The organism is Pedobacter humicola, from assembly GCF_056490705.1.
Genome location: NZ_JBWJIG010000006.1, coordinates 178,972 through 196,358 on the forward strand (window position 1 = coordinate 178,972; position 17,387 = coordinate 196,358).

The window sequence follows — 17,387 nt, forward strand, 5'->3', positions numbered from 1 at the left end:
CACACTAAATTCTATCTGAACTTTTTCATTGCTGTCCAAAGTTTTTCATCCATGCCATATACATCAGGCCTGTATTCTATCCTGTCATTTTGCGACCAGGCCGTAATATAAGTGATGATTAATGGCACAGCTTTCTTTGGGCCGAACCAGGCCGGTTTCAATTGAAAAGCTTTAGTGGTATCTGCCTTTTGTGCCATGCGTTTTTTATACCATTTTACATGGGTACTATCAATTGGCGGTAAATCAACCTCTGCCCTAAGCTTATCATAAGTATAAGCATCTTTCACTAAAAGTTCGGCAAATTCAAGTGGTTTTTCGATACGTACACACCCATGACTAATGGCCCGGTTGGTGAGGTTAAATCCGTTCTTGTTATTGGTATCGTGCAAATAAATACTCGAGCTGTTATCGAAGATAAATTTGAATTTCCCTAAGGCGTTACCGCCACCCGAACCCTGCTTAAATTTGAAGGGCAATTTATCTCTCGAATACTTATTCCAATTGATGGTATCTGGCTCTCCAATCAGCTTATCTTTGTAGTACACTTTGATGTTACTATTCGATAAATAAAAAGGATCTTTTCGTGCCATCCAATAGATCTCACTTTGTGCAATACTAACCGGAATATTCCATATCGGATTGGCCTGAATCGAATTGATTTTACTAAACAATAAAGGCGTTTCATGGTTCTTCGGTTTGTCGTCTAAATTGCCCGATTTTGCGAAAGCTTTTAACTTCTCTTCATAACCCTCTTCGCGTTTGCCGCCAACACAAACTTTCATAGAAATTACGGTATCCAATTTATCCAACCAGGTTAACCTAAAATCGGGAATATTCACCTGTACATAGTTGCCTCCGGTCTCCGGCATTTTCCAGCGGAAGCGTTCCATATTCAACAGTAAAATCCGTTTTTCGTTTTCCGTGTTTGCCCCTAAATACGCTGCCTGCAAAGCTTTATACTGAAGCGATTTTGGCTGAACAGCTCTTAAGGTATCCACTAGACTTTTACTATTCAAAAGATTGTTCATTCCTGCGCTATCCGGACGCCTAATTTTAATATAATAGCGAGAAAAAATAGTGCGCGGATTTACCACCCCGTATTTAAGATAATTATTATAGTTTAAATAGGCATTTGCAGATAACAGCTCAAGCTTGGCAATCACAGGATAACTTTCTTCTACCTTTTTAAATTTATTGGCGCTTAACGCTTCTAATAAACCTTTAATCTCTTCTCCCTTAAAGAGTTTTGGATTTAATCCATGCACTTTACTTTGTTCTAAATAGCTTACTAACGAATCTAATTCCCCATTGATATAAAACTGCGTAACCAATTTAGGCTCAGCATAATGATGTGCATAAAATGTTTTGATTGTTTTAGGATTAACGAATTTACCCGAAAGACTGTCCATTGTTTTCACAAAAATGCTGTCGTAAGCTACAGTATCAAAATCTTTATAGATCTTATTTTTAAAATGTTCAGAAAGCACTTTTCCAATCTCGGGTGGGCTTTTAAACCATCCACAGGCAGAAATGAACAAAATAATGGGCAGGATTAGAAAGCGAAACTTTTTCAAACAAGTAAAATTTTAATACAAAATAAGGGTTATTGGCAATAAAAACAGCATAATGGCAAATTAAGTGCCATTATTTTTTGTTTTACCATTTCAAACGCTATATTTGCCAGCGCTTATCAGCTAACGTATTGATACTGGCAGAAATAATTTATGAATTTAACTTTGAACCATCACTTACATCTACACCATCGCCGATAGGCGATATGATATGTTTGTTTTGTACTTCAAAACTTTTTTCCGTAAAATAATTTCCTGTTCACTCTATATTCAATACTTTGAAAACACTTAAAATCGCTATCCAGAAGTCGGGTAGGTTAAACGAAAAATCTGTAGAAATACTTAAAAACTGTGGTTTATCTTTCGAAAACTACAAAAGTTCCCTGATCTCAACTGTTACCAATTTCCCTTTAGAAATTCTTTTCCTCCGTGATGATGATATTCCGGAATACGTACAGGATGGCATTGCCGATCTGGGTATCGTTGGCGAAAATGTGATTGTAGAAACCAAAGCCGAGGTTGACTATCTGCAAAAGTTAGGCTTTGGAAAATGTACTTTAAAAATCGCCGTTCAGGCCACGAGTAACATCCAAAACCTGGATGAATTAAATGGTAAAGCCATCGCTACTTCTTACCCGGTAATCCTCGAAAAATTCTTACAGGAAAAAGGTATCAAATCGGATATCAGAACGATTTCAGGATCGGTAGAAATTGGTCCGGGTTTAGGCCTAAGTGACGCGATTTTTGATATCGTATCAACAGGCGGAACATTAAAGAGCAACGGACTAAAACCTTTCGCCGATGTGATGCAATCGGAAGCCGTTTTAATCGGAAACAAATCCATAGCAGACAATCCTGAAGTGGCCGAATTGCTCCAACGCATCCGCTCCGTGCTCAGCGCAAAATCCAATAAATATGTGGTGCTCAATGTATCAAAAGATAACCTTCAAAAAGTAGTGGATTTACTTCCAGGCGTGAAAAGCCCGACAGTAGTTCCACTCTTCGAACCGAACTGGGTTGCTGTTCACTCTGTAATTGCGGAGGAGGATTTTTGGGATAAAATAAACAGTTTAAAAGCAGCAGGCGCTGAAGGCATCTTGGTGATGCCAATTGAGAAAATAATCAGGTAAAATCGTTTAAACAGACATTAACTATTAGTTAATTTAAAATCATAAAACATTGAAAATCTACAATTATACAGATTTATCTAAATCAAAAATTGAAGAACTGTGTTCAAGACAGATTGAAGACGATAAACTGATCGAAGAACGGGTAGCCGACATCATCAATACGGTAAAAAATGATGGCGATCAGGCGCTCTTAAACTTCGCAAAAGCATTTGATAAAGTTGATCTGGAAAAGCTTTTTTTAGATGCTGAAGAATTAAAAGCGATTGCGGCTACCATTCCAGCTGAAGCAAAAAAAGCAATTGATACGGCTTATCAGAATATCAAAAATTTTCACCAGTCGCAATTAAGAAACGAAGATAAAATCGAAACCATGCCTGGTGTTATTTGCTGGCGCGAATCGAGGGCTATCGAAAAAGTTGGACTTTACATTCCCGGCGGAACCGCAGTTTTGCCAAGCACTTTTTTAATGCTTGCTACACCTGCAATCATAGCAGGTTGCAAAGAAATCGTAGTTTGTTCTCCGCCACAAAGTGATGGCAAGACCAATTGTTATCTGGCATACTGTGCTGTGCTATTGGGTATCGAAAAAGTATTCCTGATAGGTGGTGCGCAAGCTGTTGCGGCAATGGCCTTCGGAACTGAAAGCGTGCCACAGGTATACAAGATCTTCGGCCCGGGTAACCGCTATGTAACTACGGCAAAAACAATGGTCCAAAACAAAGTGGCCATTGATATGCCTGCAGGTCCATCGGAGGTGCTGATCATCGCTGATGAGACTGCCAATCCGTCATTTGTTGGTGCAGATTTACTGGCCCAAGCTGAACATGGAACTGATAGTCAGGCCATTTTGGTGGCTACTTCTGATCGAATCATTGCAGAAACGCTAAAAGAAGTTCAAAATCAGCTTGCTATCTTACCCAGAAAGGATATTGCAGCCAAAGCAATCGCCAATTCTTATGCTGTACTAGCTGAAAATCTGGAACAAGCAATGCAGTTTTCGAATGAATATGCTCCAGAGCACTTAATATTGGCTACCGAGCAATTTCAGAGTCTTATTCCATTGATTATAAATGCAGGATCGGTGTTCTTAGGCAATTTTACACCAGAAAGTGTTGGCGATTACGCCTCCGGAACCAACCATACTTTACCAACCAGCGGCTTTGCAAAGGCTTATTCAGGCGTATCAACGGATGCTTTTCTGAAAAAAATCACCTTTCAGCATTTATCCCGCGAAGGCTTAAACAACATTGGAAACACCGTTGAAATCCTCGCAGAAGCAGAAGGCCTGGATGCACATAAAAATGCAATTAGTATTAGACTTAATAATTAAATTAGATAAACACCTTCATGATACGTCATGCTGAATTATTTCAGCATCTATATACACAAAAAGACCCTGAAATAAATCCGATAGCTATCGGATCAGGGTGACGAATAAAAATATAACAATGGACATTAACGATTTAGTAAGAGAAAATATAAAAAACCTTCGCCCCTACTCCACCGCGAGGGATGAATTTAAAGGTCAGGCATCCGTATTTTTGGATGCAAACGAGAACAGTTATGGTTCGCCATTACCGGCAAATTATAACCGCTATCCTGACCCATTGCAGCTCGATTTAAAAGACGCGATCAGCAAAATAAAAGGTGTACCCATTGAGAATACTTTTTTGGGAAATGGTAGCGATGAAGCAATAGATTTATTGTTCCGCGCTTTTTGTAACCCTGGAAAAGATAACGTAATTGTACTGCCTCCAACTTACGGAATGTACGAAGTTTCGGCTAACATAAATGATGTAGAAATACGTAAAGTGAGCCTGCTTTCAAACTTCCAACTGGACATGGAAAAGATCGCCGAAACAATTGATAAAAACACCAAATTAATCTTCATTTGTTCGCCAAATAATCCAACTGGAAATTCGATAAACCGTGAAGATATCGAGACCATTTTAGCCAACTTTAATGGCATCGTTGTAGTGGATGAAGCTTACATTAATTACGCCCGTCAGAAGACCTTTATTCAGGAGTTGACCGAGTACGGAAACCTGGTTGTTCTGCAAACTTTTTCGAAGGCCTGGGGCCTTGCCGCTTTACGTTTGGGCATGGCTTTTTCTTCTACAAAAGTGATCGATGTTTTGAACAAAATAAAGCCACCTTACAACATCAATCAGGCTACTCAGGATTTAGCTTTCGAAGCCTTAAAAAATATCGCACAGGTGAACGATTGGATCAAAGAATCGGTATCGGAAAGACAACGTTTATCGATTGCTTTAAACAATATCAATGCAGTAACAAAAGTGTATCCATCTGATGCCAATTTTATCCTTGTAGAAGTTACCGATGCCTTAAAAATTTACGACACTTTGGTAGATCAGGGCATCATTGTACGCGATCGTTCTAAAGTAACTTTATGTGAAGGTTGTTTACGGATTACGGTGGGTACAAAAGAAGAAAACAATCAACTACTACAAATATTAAGTACCATCATTCCTTAAAGGAATTTCAACTCAAAAAGCTATATTAAATTATGGAACAAAATATAAACACTCCAATGCCTGTTCCCCCTTCAGGGGGCCAGGGGGTGAAAGTATTATTTATAGACCGCGATGGTACGTTAAATATCGAGCCTGATGATGAACAGGTAGATAGTTTTGCAAAGCTTAAATTCTATCCGCGCTCTTTATATTATTTATCGAAAATTGCGGCCGAATTAGATTACGAACTGGTGATGGTGACCAATCAGGATGGATTGGGAACATTGTCAAATCCCGAAGAAAATTTCTGGCCGATCCACAATTTTATGTTGGATACTTTTGAAGGTGAAGGTGTTCATTTTAGCGAGATTGTGATTGACAGAACTTTTGCAAAAGACAATGCCCCTACCCGTAAGCCGGGCACAGCTTTATTGACAAAATATTTCAGTGAGGATTACGATCTGAAAAACTCTTTTGTAATCGGTGATCGTTTAAATGATGTGGTTTTGGCTAAAAATCTTGGGGCTAAAGCCATCTTTCTCCGCCAGAATGATGCGTTGGGTTCTACAGAAGCATTAGACAAACATGAAACGCTGTTAGACATTATCATTTTAGAAACCAAGAAATGGGAAGATATCTACAACCTGTTAAAAGCAGGAAGCAGAAAAATTCACCACGAACGCAAAACCAATGAAACCGATATTACCATCAACCTTGACTTGGACGGAACGGGGAAAGCCAAAATTGAAACAGGTTTAAACTTTTTCGATCACATGCTCGATCAGATTGCGCGCCATGGAAGTGTAGATTTGGAAGTAATCGCCAAAGGCGATTTACATATCGACGAACACCACACCATAGAAGATACCGGTATTGCCCTGGGCGAAGCTTTTGCCAAAGGTTTGGGCAATAAACTAGGCATCGAAAGGTATGGTTTTTGCTTACCAATGGACGATTGCCTGGCTCAGGTTGCCATTGATTTTGGCGGAAGAAACTGGATTGTTTGGGATGCTGAATTTAAACGCGAGAAAGTTGGTGATATGCCAACAGAGATGTTTTACCATTTCTTTAAGTCGTTCAGCGATGCGGCAAAATGCAATTTAAACGTAAAGGCAGAAGGTGATAACGAGCATCATAAAATTGAAGCTATTTTCAAAGCATTTGCTAAAGCCATTAAAATGGCCATTAAACGTGATGCAGAAAAAATGGTATTGCCAAGTACAAAGGGGATGTTGTAACCCCCGGCCCCTAAAGGGGAGCAGATAGCAAATTGATATTAAGATAAATTCGTTATACACAATAACATGAACGATAAAAATTCAAAGTCCCCTTCAGGGGATTTAGGGGTTGGAATAGTAAATTACGGAGCAGGTAACATCTTCTCCCTTACCGCAGCTCTAGATCGCTTGAACGTAACTTACGGTATGGTAAATACAGAAAACGACCTCGAAAAATATAGCCATATCATCATCCCTGGTGTTGGCCACGCAGGCGCTGCGATGGAAAAACTAAAGGGAACTGGCTTGGTTGAAGCCATTAAAAAACTGACAAAACCCGTTCTTGGCATTTGTGTCGGCATGCAGCTGATTACCGAACACTCAGAAGAGGGCGATGCAGCACTGTTGAATATTGTTCCGGTGAAAACCAAAAAATTCGATAAGTCGTTGAATATCAAAATACCGCACATGGGTTGGAACGCGGTTAGCCCAAAAAACAATTCGTTATTTGAAGGTGTTGAAGATAATACACAATTTTACTTTGTGCATTCGTACTTTATTGAATATAACCCTACTTTTGACATCGCATCTGCTAATTATGGTTTAAAGTTTTCGGCAGCTGTACAAAAAGACAATTTTTACGGCGTGCAATTCCACCCCGAAAAATCGGGAAAAGCCGGCGAACTAGTATTAAAAAATTTTTCAAACTTAAGCTTATAAAATGTACATAATACCTGCTATTGATATTTTGGATGGAAAAGTGGTCCGTCTTCGTGAAGGCGATTACAACCAAAAAACGGAATACGATGTTTCTATCCCTGATATGATAGAAAAATACCGTTCAAATGGTACCGACTTTATTCATATTATCGATTTAAACGGAGCTAAAGGTGATTTTAGCAATCAGAAAACACTTTTCGAAATCATCAAAAAAACGGAAATGAAAGTGCAGTATGGCGGTGGGATCAGAACTATTGAGCAGGTGACCAATTTGCTTGATGCCGGGATTCACCGCGTAATTGTAGGTACCCAGGCCATTACCAATCCTGATTTCTTACCTCAATTAAGCGAAGCTTTTGCTAAAAAAGACGATTACGCTAACCGCATTGTAATTGCAATAGATGTTTTAGATGAAGTCATTAAATATTCGGGCTGGATGGAAAGTTCACCGATTAAACTGATGGATTATGTTGACAAATGTCTTTCATTAGGCTTTTTCCGTTTCTTGTGCACCGATATCAGCAAGGATGGAAAATTAGGTGGTGCAGCCATTGATCTATACGAAAAACTGCTTGAACATTCGCCTATGATCAAACTGATCGCTTCAGGCGGCGTAAGCTCAATGCAGGATATTTACGACCTCGCCAAATACCCGATCAGAAGTGTAGTGGTTGGAAAAGCAATTTACGAAGACCGCATTACGATTGAAGAGATTAAAGAGTGGAATTTGAAGGCCTTGTCTAGTATCTAACCCCCCAGCCCCCTGAAGGGGGGGAGCCAATAGCATCAATAAAAGATGAACTACGAAATGTACGAGGACGATTTTGATTTTTTACAAATCAATGAGCCCAATATGTTTTATGGTGCATCAAATATGATTTTTGAAAATGCTAAGCACCTAAGGAACAATGTTACTGAAGCAGAAAATTTGCTATGGCAGGTCATCAGTAATAAGCAATTAGGAGTAAAATTTAGAAGACAACATCCCATTTCATATTTTATCGCTGACTTTTACTCTCATGAAGCAAAATTAATTATCGAATTAGATGGAAGTATTCACAACCAACCTGAGGTTATTAATAATGATATCGAAAGACAAAAAGCTCTCGAGGAATTTGGGATTAAAGTAATTAGATTTAAGAATACTGAACTTTACAATAATTTAGACTCAGTTTTGGAAAAGATAAAAGAAGCCATACAGGCTAAGCAATTTGCATCTCCCCCTTTAGGGGGCGGGGGGCTTAGTAAGAGAATTATCCCTTGTTTAGACGTTAAAGACGGTCGCACGGTAAAAGGTGTAAACTTTGTTGATTTACGCGATGCTGGTGATCCGGTTGAGCTGGCGGCCCAATATGCACAACAAGGTGCCGACGAATTGGTTTTCCTGGACATCACAGCTACACACGAACGTCGGAAAACGATGATCGAAATGGTTAAATCTGTTGCAAGGCAATTGAATATTCCTTTTACCATTGGTGGCGGGATAACAGAAATTGCCGATGCCGAAGCCTTATTAAATGCTGGCGCAGATAAAATCAGTATCAATTCGGCAGCTGTTCGTAATCCTAAGCTAATAGAAGACCTCGCTAAAACTTTCGGTGTGCAGTTTGTGGTTTTGGCAGTCGATACTAAATATGTAAATGGTAAAAACATGGTCCATTTAAACGGGGGCAGGTTAATAACCGAACTGGAAACTGAAACCTGGATTAAACAAGCTGAAGATTTAGGTGCAGGAGAAATTTTATTAACCTCTATGGATCATGATGGTACTAAGGCGGGTTTTGATTGTGGATTGCTGGCTAAAGTAAACCAGATGATCAATATCCCGATTATTGCATCGGGTGGTGCAGGAAATATGGAACATTTTACCGAGGTTTTTCAGAAAGCCAATGTTGATGCGGCACTTGCTGCTTCAGTGTTTCATTATGGCGAAATCCTGATCCCTGATTTAAAACAAGAATTAAAAAGGAATAACATTCCGGTAAGAATATAAACCCCTAAATCCCCTAAAGGGGACTTTACCTTGTAATATGGTAATGGATAAAATAAGATAATAAATGATTGAAAAAAAAATAGACGTTAGCCAAGTTGACTTTGGTAAAACTCCCCCTTCAGGGGGATGGGGGGTTCCGGTAATTATCCAGGATTATAAAACTTTGGAGGTTTTAATGCTTGGCTATATGAATGCTGAGGCATTGGAAAAAACACAAGCTGAAGGCAAAGTAACTTTCTTTTCGCGCTCAAAAAACCGTCTTTGGACAAAAGGCGAAACCAGCAATAACTTTTTGTTTGTAAAAGAACTTTTTGTGGATTGTGATAATGATACCATTCTGATCAAAGCCGATGCCGTTGGCCCAACCTGCCATACCGGTAGCCGCAGCTGTTTTAAAACGGATTTTAACCAGAATTTCATTTTCGAACTCGAAAATATCATTAACGACCGATATGAAAACCCGGTTGAAGGGTCGTATATCAACAAAATGCGTAGTAAAGGCCTTAATAAAATAGCCCAAAAAGTTGGTGAGGAAGGTGTGGAAACCGTAATTGCTGCTTTAGCCGAAACTGAAGAAGAATTAATTGGAGAAGCATCAGATCTTGTTTTCCACCTTTTATTCTTATTAAAAGAAAAAGGCTTATCTATTCAGGATATTGCCAAAAATTTAGAGAAAAGACATCAGTAAAGGTAGAGGGCTGGAAGGTTGAGGGCGTAAGGTTTTAAGTTCCTTCTTTAATTTTAAACCAAAAAGTAAAAGATACAATTAGTTTTAAAAATGCTATATAAAATTAATACGATTATAAAGTCGAAGATTTTGATCTGGCATTTTTTATTAATTTTTATTGGGTCCTTTTTTATCTGTTCGTTATTATATTGGTTAATTATTCCAATTATATTCCGGATGGCTTTAGGAGAAAGTGCAGAGTCAGATAGAATTGCAAGTTTACCATTCAATATGTTTATCGGAGAATGGGGAGCATTAGTATTAATTATTTTCCTAAGTATTATTTTAACATTCATAAACGTAAGGAAACTGAATTTCAGAAGGGCAAAATCTTATTTATTAGCAGGAGTAACTATTTCGATATTATATTTATTTAGAATTCAGATTGGTGTTTTTTTAATTGAGATTTTTCAGTAATATGGCTTAATATATATAGTAATGATTTAAAAATTTACAATTTCAAAGAAATATTCCCACCTCTTGATTCTATCTTCGCATACAGAAAAGCTATAACTTAATTTTGCATTTAATAACAGATATCAAAGGTAGAAAGCTGAAAGATTAAGGATACAACTGTCCTTCCCTCCTTTCAACCCTCAACCTTCCAACCTCCGCACCATGCTCAAATACCTACAAACCCTTCCCGGACACCAAAATCCAGTATATGCCTTAGCCAATTCGGATGAGGAAGGTATATTTTTTAGCGCAGGGAACGATAAGGGTGTTGTAGAGTGGTCATTACATACCATGGCTTTTGTAAAGGTTAAAATGCCTGTACAGAGTTCCGTATATAGCTTGCATGATTACAATAACCAACTTTTTATTGGAGAGCGCAGCGGCGCTTTCAGTGTATACGATTTAAAAGAAGAAAAGGTAATTGCCAGAATAAATGCCCATACCAAACCTATTTTCAACATACAAACCGTAAAAAATAAAAATGAGCTTTTAACTACAGGAGAAGACGGAAGTGTAGCGGTTTGGTCGTTGAGTGACTTTACAGAGATTTACCGCTTTCAGGTAGCTTATGATACGGTTAGGGTCATTGCAATTGCACCCAACGAAAGTGAGGTGGCTTTTGGCTGTAAAGATCATTTGATCAGGATATACAACCTCGCCGATTATAGCCTGAAACAATCATTAGATGGACATTCTTTACCTATAACCTCGTTGGCCTACCATCCTACAGGAAAATATCTGATTTCGGGAAGCAGGGATGCCCAGTTAAAAATATGGAACCTGCCTGATTATGAACTGCGGGAAACTGTGCCTGCACACATGTTTACCGTGTACGACATTGCATTTCATCCTACCCTACCCTATTTTGCTACAAGCAGTCAGGATAAAAGCATTAAACTTTGGGATGCAGAAAACTTTAAATTGTATAAAATATTAAGTCTGGAGAAAACCGGAATTGGCCATACCCATTCCATCAATAAAATCATCTGGAGCCATGATGGCAAGTACCTGATCTCTACAGGTGATGACCGGCAGGTAATGGTTTGGGAAATGGAAGGTTAGTTTTATTGTAATATCGATAAGCGATCGTCATGCTGAATTTAGTTCAGCATCTTTCCTGATATAATAAAGACCCTGAAATAATCCGATAGCTATCGGATCAGGGTGATGCTCACTTTCGCTCCTACTATTCCACAAACCTCTTGATGATTCTCAGTTTATGCGAATATTTCCCTAATTCCTTATTAAAAATACCCTGATCATCAATCGGGTCAATTTTTACTTTAGCAGAAGAATGGATAATTTCATTCGGGCTCAACATAATGCCCACGTGGGTAATCCGGCCTTCATCATTATCAAAAAAGGCAACATCGCCAGCTTTACATTCGGCCAAAAACCCAACCAGCTCACCTTGTTCGGCCTGTTGTGAAGCATCACGGTTTAATTTAATGCCCAGCATTTTAAATACGGTTTGCGTAAAACCAGAGCAATCCAAACCAAATAAGTGCCTTCCACCCCAGAGATATGGAATGTTCTGAAAAAATTTAGCTGTTTCGGTTACCTGATCATTAAAATTTACGGCACTAGTGTCGTATGTTTCGAAGTTCAGTTTGAATTTTTCCTCGCCTGCATAACAAAAACCATCTTTTAAAAAAGGAAGGTTACTGCCCGGACTTAAATGATAGGCACTGCCATCAGCCGCGGTGAGCACATTATTGAAACTTAATGGGGCAAGCAATTTGCAATCGTGCATTTCTGCAAACTGATTTTGGCTGATTGGCGCCAATTGTCTGAAATCCATCCAACCTTCGTAGCCATCATAGCCATTCTGGATCAGCCACCACCGTTCTTCTTTTTGAATAATTTCGACATGATCGCCGAACAAAAGTTGCGAAACAATTTCTGCTTTATCTGATGCATCAGCTCTTAAGGGTGCAACGGCAACCCTGCAAATACCGTATTGATTTTCCATTTGAATCTGCTCGTGAAACTATTGTAAAACTAATAAAATACATTCATTGCCTAACATTTTGCATACAAATTTGTTATTTTTATGATGATCACCTTTTAAACAACCGCACCATGGATTTTAAAAAAATATTAATTGCCGTTGACAACAGTACCTGCTCAGAAAAAGCGGCAAAAGCCGGTTACGACATGGCTGAAAAATTCGGGGCAGAAGTAGCATTGGTTAACATTATCGAACCTATCCCAGCCAATGTAAACCCCGATTTAACTTTGGCACCTGTATTTTTGGAAACCTACGATAACAGCGAAGAAAACAGCCACATCTTACTTAAAGAGATGGAAATCAAATATGGTAATGGCACCAAAACCACTTATTTGAGTATTGTTGATACTGCAGCACATGGCATTATACAGCAATCAGACGAATGGGGATCAGATTTAATCGTTATCGGCACTTACGGGCGTACCGGATTGTATCATTTTCTAATGGGGAGTGTTGCAGAACACGTGGCAAGGAAATCAGCCTGTCCGGTTTTGATAATCCCGAATAAATGTGACGTAGATTAGTTCACTGGTCATTCGTTCATTGGTGATTGCCAATTTTAAATTCGTTCGTCACTTGTTCACTAGCTACCGGGGTGTAGAAGATTTCCATGTCAATCTGTGCTTCTGTGGCGTAAAAACAAAAAATTGTGAGCTGAAAATTTACAAATTCTCCTAAACAAAAAAGTCTCACATTATGCGAGACTTTCCTAATAATATTTGATAGAGACTATCCTTCCTGGTGTAACCAGGCTTTCTTAGCCAATAATTCATCTTCTGTTTCGCGGATATCTTCGTCGTCTACACAACAATCAACCGGGCAAACTGCTGCACACTGTGGCTCATCATGGAAGCCCTTACATTCTGTACACTTATCGGACACAATGTAATAAACTTCATCCGAAACTGCTTCCTGAGCTGCATCAGCTTCAATTTGTTGATTACCAAAATCAATGATACCGTTTAAATTGGTACCATCAGAAAAACGCCATGCAGTACCGGCATCGTAAATTGCGTTGTTAGGACATTCCGGTTCGCAAGCCCCACAATTTATACACTCATCTGTTATTTTAATCGCCATGTTTTCGTCTAATTCTTTTGCTTAGTTTACCTTTGCGCTGCAAATATAATATATAATCACTTAATAATAATTCTAAATATGTCAGCATTAACTCAAGAAAAAGCAATAATCGCGTTTAACAGACTTGGCGAATTGCTTACAAACCCTACTGACATACTAGGAAATGCATTTTATAGCGCTGAAAGTACTAATGCCTGGTTTACCGCAGAAAATATAAAAAAATCAATTTTATCTTTTGCCGAGATGTTAAATGAGGCTGATCTGACTGTTTGGTTCAAATCCATCAGGTTTAGCGTTGCCCCAAAAAAGGTTGGTTTAATCCTGGCGGGCAACATTCCATTAGTGGGTTTACACGATGTTTTAAGTGTACTGGCTACGGGTAACATTGCACTGATCAAACTTTCTTCAGCGGATGATAAACTGATTAAAGCCGTGCTTGCCGAACTGATTAAAATAGAGCCCGCCTTTGAAGCGCAAATAGAATATGTAGAGCGATTAAAAGATTTTGATGCCGTTATAGCCACAGGAAGCAATAATTCATCGCGTTATTTTGATTATTATTTCAGCAAGGTACCTAACATCATCAGAAAAAACAGGAACAGCATAGCGGTTTTAGATGGTTCTGAGACATTCGAGGACATTCAAAATCTGGGTGCTGATATCTTTGATTATTTTGGCCTGGGCTGTAGAAATGTAGCTAAACTCTATTTTCCAAAAGGTTACGACATTGCAAATTTTTACGAAGGCATAGAAAGTTTCCAGCCCATTATCAACCACTTTAAATACAACAACAATTACGATTATAATAAATCTATCTATTTGGTAAACGCAGCCAAACATTATGATAATGGGTTTTTGTTATTAAAAGAAGATGAAAGCCTTACTTCACCTTTGGCAGTTCTTTTTTATGAGGAATATGATAATCTTCGAGAGGTGGAAGAAAAATTAAAGGATAAAGCAGAAAACATCCAGTGTGTGATTACTAAATCGCCATTAAGTTTTAACACTTTTGGTTTTGGCCAAAGCCAACACCCGAAACTTTGGGATTATGCGGATAATGTAAATACAGTTGAGTTTTTGAATGGGTTGAATTAATTTCAACAAATTGAATTACAGTTTTTTATTTAGATATTCGCTGAATGCCCCTTAAGCAATGCGTTATCACCCGATATTTTTAATTTTATTTCTTATCCTGTTCTGTGGCAACCGCACATCGGCCCAGTGTAACGGAACACTGGGCGATCCGATCAAAAATGAAACATTCGGATCAGGCACAAGTACTTTTGGTTCTGCTCTACCCAATGGTGTTACCAATTATACTTATGTTACAGGCTCACCAGAAGATGGGCAATACACTATAGCAAAAACCATATCCGGATTAAACGGGGGTTGGACCCAACAGATTGTAAATCATACTCCCGGCGATCCCAACGGATATATGATGGTTGTAAACGCCTCCAGTAGTCCTGGGATATTTTATCAAACCACCATAACCGACCTTTGTCCAAACACCACCTACGAATTTTCTGCCTGGATTATTAATATTTTAAGAAATACTGGGATCAAACCAAATGTTAAGTTTACGATAGAAAATAACGGTGTCGAAATTCTCCAGTTCGCAACCGAAGATATTCCACAAAATACGGGCTGGATCAAGTATGCAAAAACATTTGTTACCCCGATTAGTTTAGGTACAATCACCTTAAAAATGACCAATCAGAACCCTGGTGGAGGAGGGAACGATTTGGCTATAGACGACATTTCCTTTAGTGCCTGCGGGCCAACGCTTGTACCCTCCATAGAGGGTAACGGTACAACACTTGCACAAATTTGCGAAGGATCGAGTGCTACGTTCCATTTCAAAACTGAGGTTACCCCTGGCGTTTATCAAAATCCCAGGTACCAATGGCAGGTAAATTCGGGTAATGGCTTTACCGATTTACCCAACGAGCAAATGACAGAATTAACTGTCTCGTTCCAAAATGCAGCTAAGGGTGTATATCAATACCGTATGTTGGCAGGTGATGGCAATAACATCAACTCTCCAAATTGCAGGATAGCCGGATCACCGTTAACCCTTACGGTAAATCCATTACCGATTCCAATGGCTGAAAATTCTGGTTCCGTTTGCATTGGCGCTACAATTGAACTCAATGCATCTGGCGGAACGAGCTACCGCTGGACGGGACCAAACCAATTTACATCTACCGAAAAAAGCCCTTCCATTCCCAATGCTACCAAATTGATGGAAGGCACTTACACTGTAGAGGTTAAGGCAAACGGATGCACACAAAACGCAACAACCCATGTTGAAGTTAAAGATCCTATCATCCCGGCAACCAACATCCAAACTGCAACTATTTGCGAGGGTAAGTCCATTCAACTGGAAGCCTCGGGAGGTTCTACTTATCTTTGGCAACCATCAGCCGGATTATCAGATTCAGGGATATCCAATCCAATTGCTTCACCAACTGAGACAACCACTTATATTGTCAGGATTTCTAATGATGCATGTTTTGAAACCACACAAATCACCGTTAAGGTAAATAAAAACGCAACTGCCGATGCAGGCGCAGACCGGAAGATGTTAACCGGACAGTCAATAAATTTAAACGGTAAAGTAAGTGGCGATGATGTTAGGTATTATTGGTCACCATCCGACTATCTCGACGACCCAAACAAACTAAACCCTGTTGCGAAACCAACTGAAGACATTACCTATACCCTACACGCGATCTCAAATTCAGGCTGTACCAATGCCATCGACGAGGTTTTTATAAAAGTATATCCAAAAGTAGTGATCCCAAATACCTTTAGCCCAAATGGCGATAATGTAAACGATACCTGGAATATTCCTGCTGCTGCTACCTTTCCTAATCCCATTGTAAAGATTACCAACCGTTATGGCCAGCTCGTTTATCAAAGTACAGGTACCTTTAAGCCCTGGGATGGAAAAATGAATGGCAAAGATCTCCCTCCTGCAGTATATTATTACACCATTTATTTAAACGAAGATTTTAAAACGTACAGCGGATGGGTAATGCTGATGAGATAAAAAGGACTTCTTGCTTTCGCTTATCGTTTGGAAATGCTATTTTTGGACACAATGTATATCGTTAAAGTTAAAGGCATCGCCAAAATTCCAGATTACGTACAGTTAAGAGATGACAAGTTTACACTTTTAGCTTATTTTAGGGTAGATAGACCTGATAAATCGCTGGAAAAACTCGGACTTGGCGACAAGCAAGAATACATTATGGAAATGGTTAAAGGTCTGCCTTTCGGGCAGATTGCAAAATTAGAAATATAATATGGCAGGCAATTCAGTTATTCATTTAAGCAATGTTGATGTTTTTCAGCAGAAACATTTAGTCCTCTCCAACGTAAATTTACACATCGAAAAAGACGAATTCGTGTTCCTGATCGGACAAACAGGTTCGGGCAAGAGCAGTTTGCTTAAAATATTATATGGCGACCTCCATATTGGCAATGGCGAAGGCAATATTGCCGGTTTCGACCTTAAAAACTTAAAAGAAAGTCAGGTGCCTTTTTTACGTCGTAAATTGGGTGTGGTATTTCAGGATTTTCAATTGCTTACTGATAGAACCATCGAAAAAAACCTCGAATTTGTGCTAAAAGCAACCGGTTGGAAAGATGAGAAACTGATTAACGAGCGCGTTAAAGATGTATTGGATAAAGTGGGTTTGCGTTCTAAAATTAAAAAAATGCCCCACGAAATTTCAGGCGGTGAGCAACAGCGTATTGTGATCGCAAGAGCTTTGTTAAACGATCCGGAAATTATTCTTGCTGATGAGCCTACGGGCAATTTAGACCCTGAAACATCAGAAGAAATTGTAACCCTTTTAAAACAGATCAGCCAGGCCGGAACTGCGGTTTTAATGGCTACCCACGATTATCACATTATCCGTACTTTTCCTTCGCGCATTATTAAATGTGAGAATGGGGTTGTACATGAAGATGCCCAGATCGTATAAAAAATTCTGACAT

The 17,387-nt window shown here is 39.0% G+C and carries 18 protein-coding genes and 1 pseudogene; 16 read left to right on the forward strand and 3 right to left on the reverse strand.

Annotated elements, in window-relative coordinates; translation table 11 throughout:
• Positions 1-11: 11 nt before the first annotated feature.
• Positions 12-1,574, reverse strand: coding sequence for a L,D-transpeptidase family protein (locus AC04Q1_RS12080; protein WP_478364860.1), 1,563 nt, complete (start codon positions 1,572-1,574; stop codon positions 12-14).
• A 275-nt stretch (positions 1,575-1,849) separates the two neighbouring features.
• Between AC04Q1_RS12080 and hisG the strand changes: the two genes are divergently transcribed.
• From hisG to AC04Q1_RS12135, 11 genes and pseudogenes are all read left to right on the forward strand, one after another.
• The gene (hisG, locus tag AC04Q1_RS12085) at positions 1,850-2,701 is read left to right on the forward strand and encodes an ATP phosphoribosyltransferase (RefSeq protein WP_478364861.1); all 852 of its coding nucleotides are present in this window, start codon (positions 1,850-1,852) and stop codon (positions 2,699-2,701) included.
• Positions 2,702-2,750: 49 nt separating this feature from the next.
• Positions 2,751-4,031, forward strand: coding sequence for a histidinol dehydrogenase (hisD, locus tag AC04Q1_RS12090; protein ID WP_478364862.1), 1,281 nt, complete (start codon positions 2,751-2,753; stop codon positions 4,029-4,031).
• 118 nt (positions 4,032-4,149) lie between these two features.
• The gene (gene hisC / locus AC04Q1_RS12095; RefSeq protein ID WP_478364863.1) at positions 4,150-5,196 is read left to right on the forward strand and encodes a histidinol-phosphate transaminase; all 1,047 of its coding nucleotides are present in this window, start codon (positions 4,150-4,152) and stop codon (positions 5,194-5,196) included.
• 32 nt (positions 5,197-5,228) lie between these two features.
• A complete protein-coding gene (gene hisB, locus AC04Q1_RS12100; RefSeq protein WP_478364864.1) occupies positions 5,229-6,413 on the forward strand; it encodes a bifunctional histidinol-phosphatase/imidazoleglycerol-phosphate dehydratase HisB in 1,185 nt (394 codons plus the stop codon).
• Between the two features lie 66 nt (positions 6,414-6,479).
• A complete protein-coding gene (hisH, locus tag AC04Q1_RS12105) occupies positions 6,480-7,112 on the forward strand; it encodes an imidazole glycerol phosphate synthase subunit HisH (RefSeq protein ID WP_478364865.1) in 633 nt (210 codons plus the stop codon).
• 1 nt (position 7,113) lies between these two features.
• Positions 7,114-7,863, forward strand: a complete 750-nt coding sequence (gene hisA, locus AC04Q1_RS12110; RefSeq protein ID WP_478364866.1) for a 1-(5-phosphoribosyl)-5-[(5-phosphoribosylamino)methylideneamino]imidazole-4-carboxamide isomerase — start codon at positions 7,114-7,116, stop codon at positions 7,861-7,863.
• 123 nt (positions 7,864-7,986) lie between these two features.
• Positions 7,987-8,298 (forward strand): annotated as a pseudogene (locus AC04Q1_RS12115) (endonuclease domain-containing protein); the annotation flags it as partial.
• Positions 8,299-8,307: 9 nt separating this feature from the next.
• Positions 8,308-9,105 carry an imidazole glycerol phosphate synthase subunit HisF gene (gene hisF / locus AC04Q1_RS12120; protein WP_478364967.1) on the forward strand — a complete coding sequence of 266 codons (798 nt, stop codon included), beginning with the start codon at positions 8,308-8,310 and terminating at the stop codon, positions 9,103-9,105.
• A 64-nt stretch (positions 9,106-9,169) separates the two neighbouring features.
• On the forward strand, positions 9,170-9,793 hold the full coding sequence (hisIE, locus tag AC04Q1_RS12125) for a bifunctional phosphoribosyl-AMP cyclohydrolase/phosphoribosyl-ATP diphosphatase HisIE (RefSeq protein WP_478364867.1): 624 nt from the start codon (positions 9,170-9,172) through the stop codon (positions 9,791-9,793).
• Positions 9,794-10,009: 216 nt separating this feature from the next.
• Positions 10,010-10,249, forward strand: a complete 240-nt coding sequence (locus AC04Q1_RS12130; RefSeq protein WP_478364868.1) for a hypothetical protein — start codon at positions 10,010-10,012, stop codon at positions 10,247-10,249.
• 201 nt (positions 10,250-10,450) lie between these two features.
• The gene (locus tag AC04Q1_RS12135; RefSeq protein WP_478364869.1) at positions 10,451-11,350 is read left to right on the forward strand and encodes a WD40 repeat domain-containing protein; all 900 of its coding nucleotides are present in this window, start codon (positions 10,451-10,453) and stop codon (positions 11,348-11,350) included.
• Between the two features lie 124 nt (positions 11,351-11,474).
• Here the strand turns inward: AC04Q1_RS12135 and AC04Q1_RS12140 are convergent, their stop codons facing one another.
• A complete protein-coding gene (locus AC04Q1_RS12140) occupies positions 11,475-12,260 on the reverse strand; it encodes a C40 family peptidase (RefSeq protein WP_478364870.1) in 786 nt (261 codons plus the stop codon).
• Positions 12,261-12,370: 110 nt separating this feature from the next.
• Between AC04Q1_RS12140 and AC04Q1_RS12145 the strand changes: the two genes are divergently transcribed.
• Entirely contained in the window at positions 12,371-12,823 is a 453-nt protein-coding gene (locus AC04Q1_RS12145; RefSeq protein WP_478364871.1) for a universal stress protein, read from the forward strand.
• A 205-nt stretch (positions 12,824-13,028) separates the two neighbouring features.
• On the opposite strand, the gene AC04Q1_RS12150 is transcribed toward AC04Q1_RS12145, so the two are convergent.
• Positions 13,029-13,379: a 4Fe-4S dicluster domain-containing protein gene (locus tag AC04Q1_RS12150; protein ID WP_478364872.1), complete on the reverse strand. Its 351-nt coding sequence runs from the start codon at positions 13,377-13,379 to the stop codon at positions 13,029-13,031.
• A 78-nt stretch (positions 13,380-13,457) separates the two neighbouring features.
• Here AC04Q1_RS12150 and AC04Q1_RS12155 point away from each other — a divergent pair, with 78 nt between their 5' ends.
• Genes AC04Q1_RS12155 through AC04Q1_RS12170 form a run of 4 tightly spaced genes read left to right on the forward strand, consistent with a single transcriptional unit; the run spans position 13,458 to position 17,374 of the window.
• A complete protein-coding gene (locus AC04Q1_RS12155) occupies positions 13,458-14,474 on the forward strand; it encodes an acyl-CoA reductase (protein ID WP_478364873.1) in 1,017 nt (338 codons plus the stop codon).
• Positions 14,475-14,532: 58 nt separating this feature from the next.
• A complete protein-coding gene (locus tag AC04Q1_RS12160) occupies positions 14,533-16,434 on the forward strand; it encodes a gliding motility-associated C-terminal domain-containing protein (protein WP_478364874.1) in 1,902 nt (633 codons plus the stop codon).
• 51 nt (positions 16,435-16,485) lie between these two features.
• Positions 16,486-16,689, forward strand: coding sequence for a hypothetical protein (locus AC04Q1_RS12165; protein WP_029278679.1), 204 nt, complete (start codon positions 16,486-16,488; stop codon positions 16,687-16,689).
• Between the two features lies 1 nt (position 16,690).
• Positions 16,691-17,374: a cell division ATP-binding protein FtsE gene (locus AC04Q1_RS12170; protein ID WP_131028709.1), complete on the forward strand. Its 684-nt coding sequence runs from the start codon at positions 16,691-16,693 to the stop codon at positions 17,372-17,374.
• Positions 17,375-17,387: the final 13 nt, after the last annotated feature.

Coding starts and splice junctions, on each gene's coding strand:
- AC04Q1_RS12150 (WP_478364872.1), bottom strand. CDS start 13,379: ATGGCGATTAAAATAACAGATGAGTGTATAAATTGTGGGGCTTGCGAA.
- hisB (WP_478364864.1), top strand. CDS start 5,229: ATGGAACAAAATATAAACACTCCAATGCCTGTTCCCCCTTCAGGGGGC.
- hisA (WP_478364866.1), top strand. CDS start 7,114: ATGTACATAATACCTGCTATTGATATTTTGGATGGAAAAGTGGTCCGT.
- AC04Q1_RS12140 (WP_478364870.1), bottom strand. CDS start 12,260: ATGGAAAATCAATACGGTATTTGCAGGGTTGCCGTTGCACCCTTAAGA.
- AC04Q1_RS12170 (WP_131028709.1), top strand. CDS start 16,691: ATGGCAGGCAATTCAGTTATTCATTTAAGCAATGTTGATGTTTTTCAG.
- AC04Q1_RS12135 (WP_478364869.1), top strand. CDS start 10,451: ATGCTCAAATACCTACAAACCCTTCCCGGACACCAAAATCCAGTATAT.
- AC04Q1_RS12145 (WP_478364871.1), top strand. CDS start 12,371: ATGGATTTTAAAAAAATATTAATTGCCGTTGACAACAGTACCTGCTCA.
- hisC (WP_478364863.1), top strand. CDS start 4,150: ATGGACATTAACGATTTAGTAAGAGAAAATATAAAAAACCTTCGCCCC.
- hisH (WP_478364865.1), top strand. CDS start 6,480: ATGAACGATAAAAATTCAAAGTCCCCTTCAGGGGATTTAGGGGTTGGA.
- hisIE (WP_478364867.1), top strand. CDS start 9,170: ATGATTGAAAAAAAAATAGACGTTAGCCAAGTTGACTTTGGTAAAACT.
- AC04Q1_RS12160 (WP_478364874.1), top strand. CDS start 14,533: ATGCGTTATCACCCGATATTTTTAATTTTATTTCTTATCCTGTTCTGT.
- AC04Q1_RS12130 (WP_478364868.1), top strand. CDS start 10,010: ATGGCTTTAGGAGAAAGTGCAGAGTCAGATAGAATTGCAAGTTTACCA.
- AC04Q1_RS12165 (WP_029278679.1), top strand. CDS start 16,486: ATGTATATCGTTAAAGTTAAAGGCATCGCCAAAATTCCAGATTACGTA.
- AC04Q1_RS12155 (WP_478364873.1), top strand. CDS start 13,458: ATGTCAGCATTAACTCAAGAAAAAGCAATAATCGCGTTTAACAGACTT.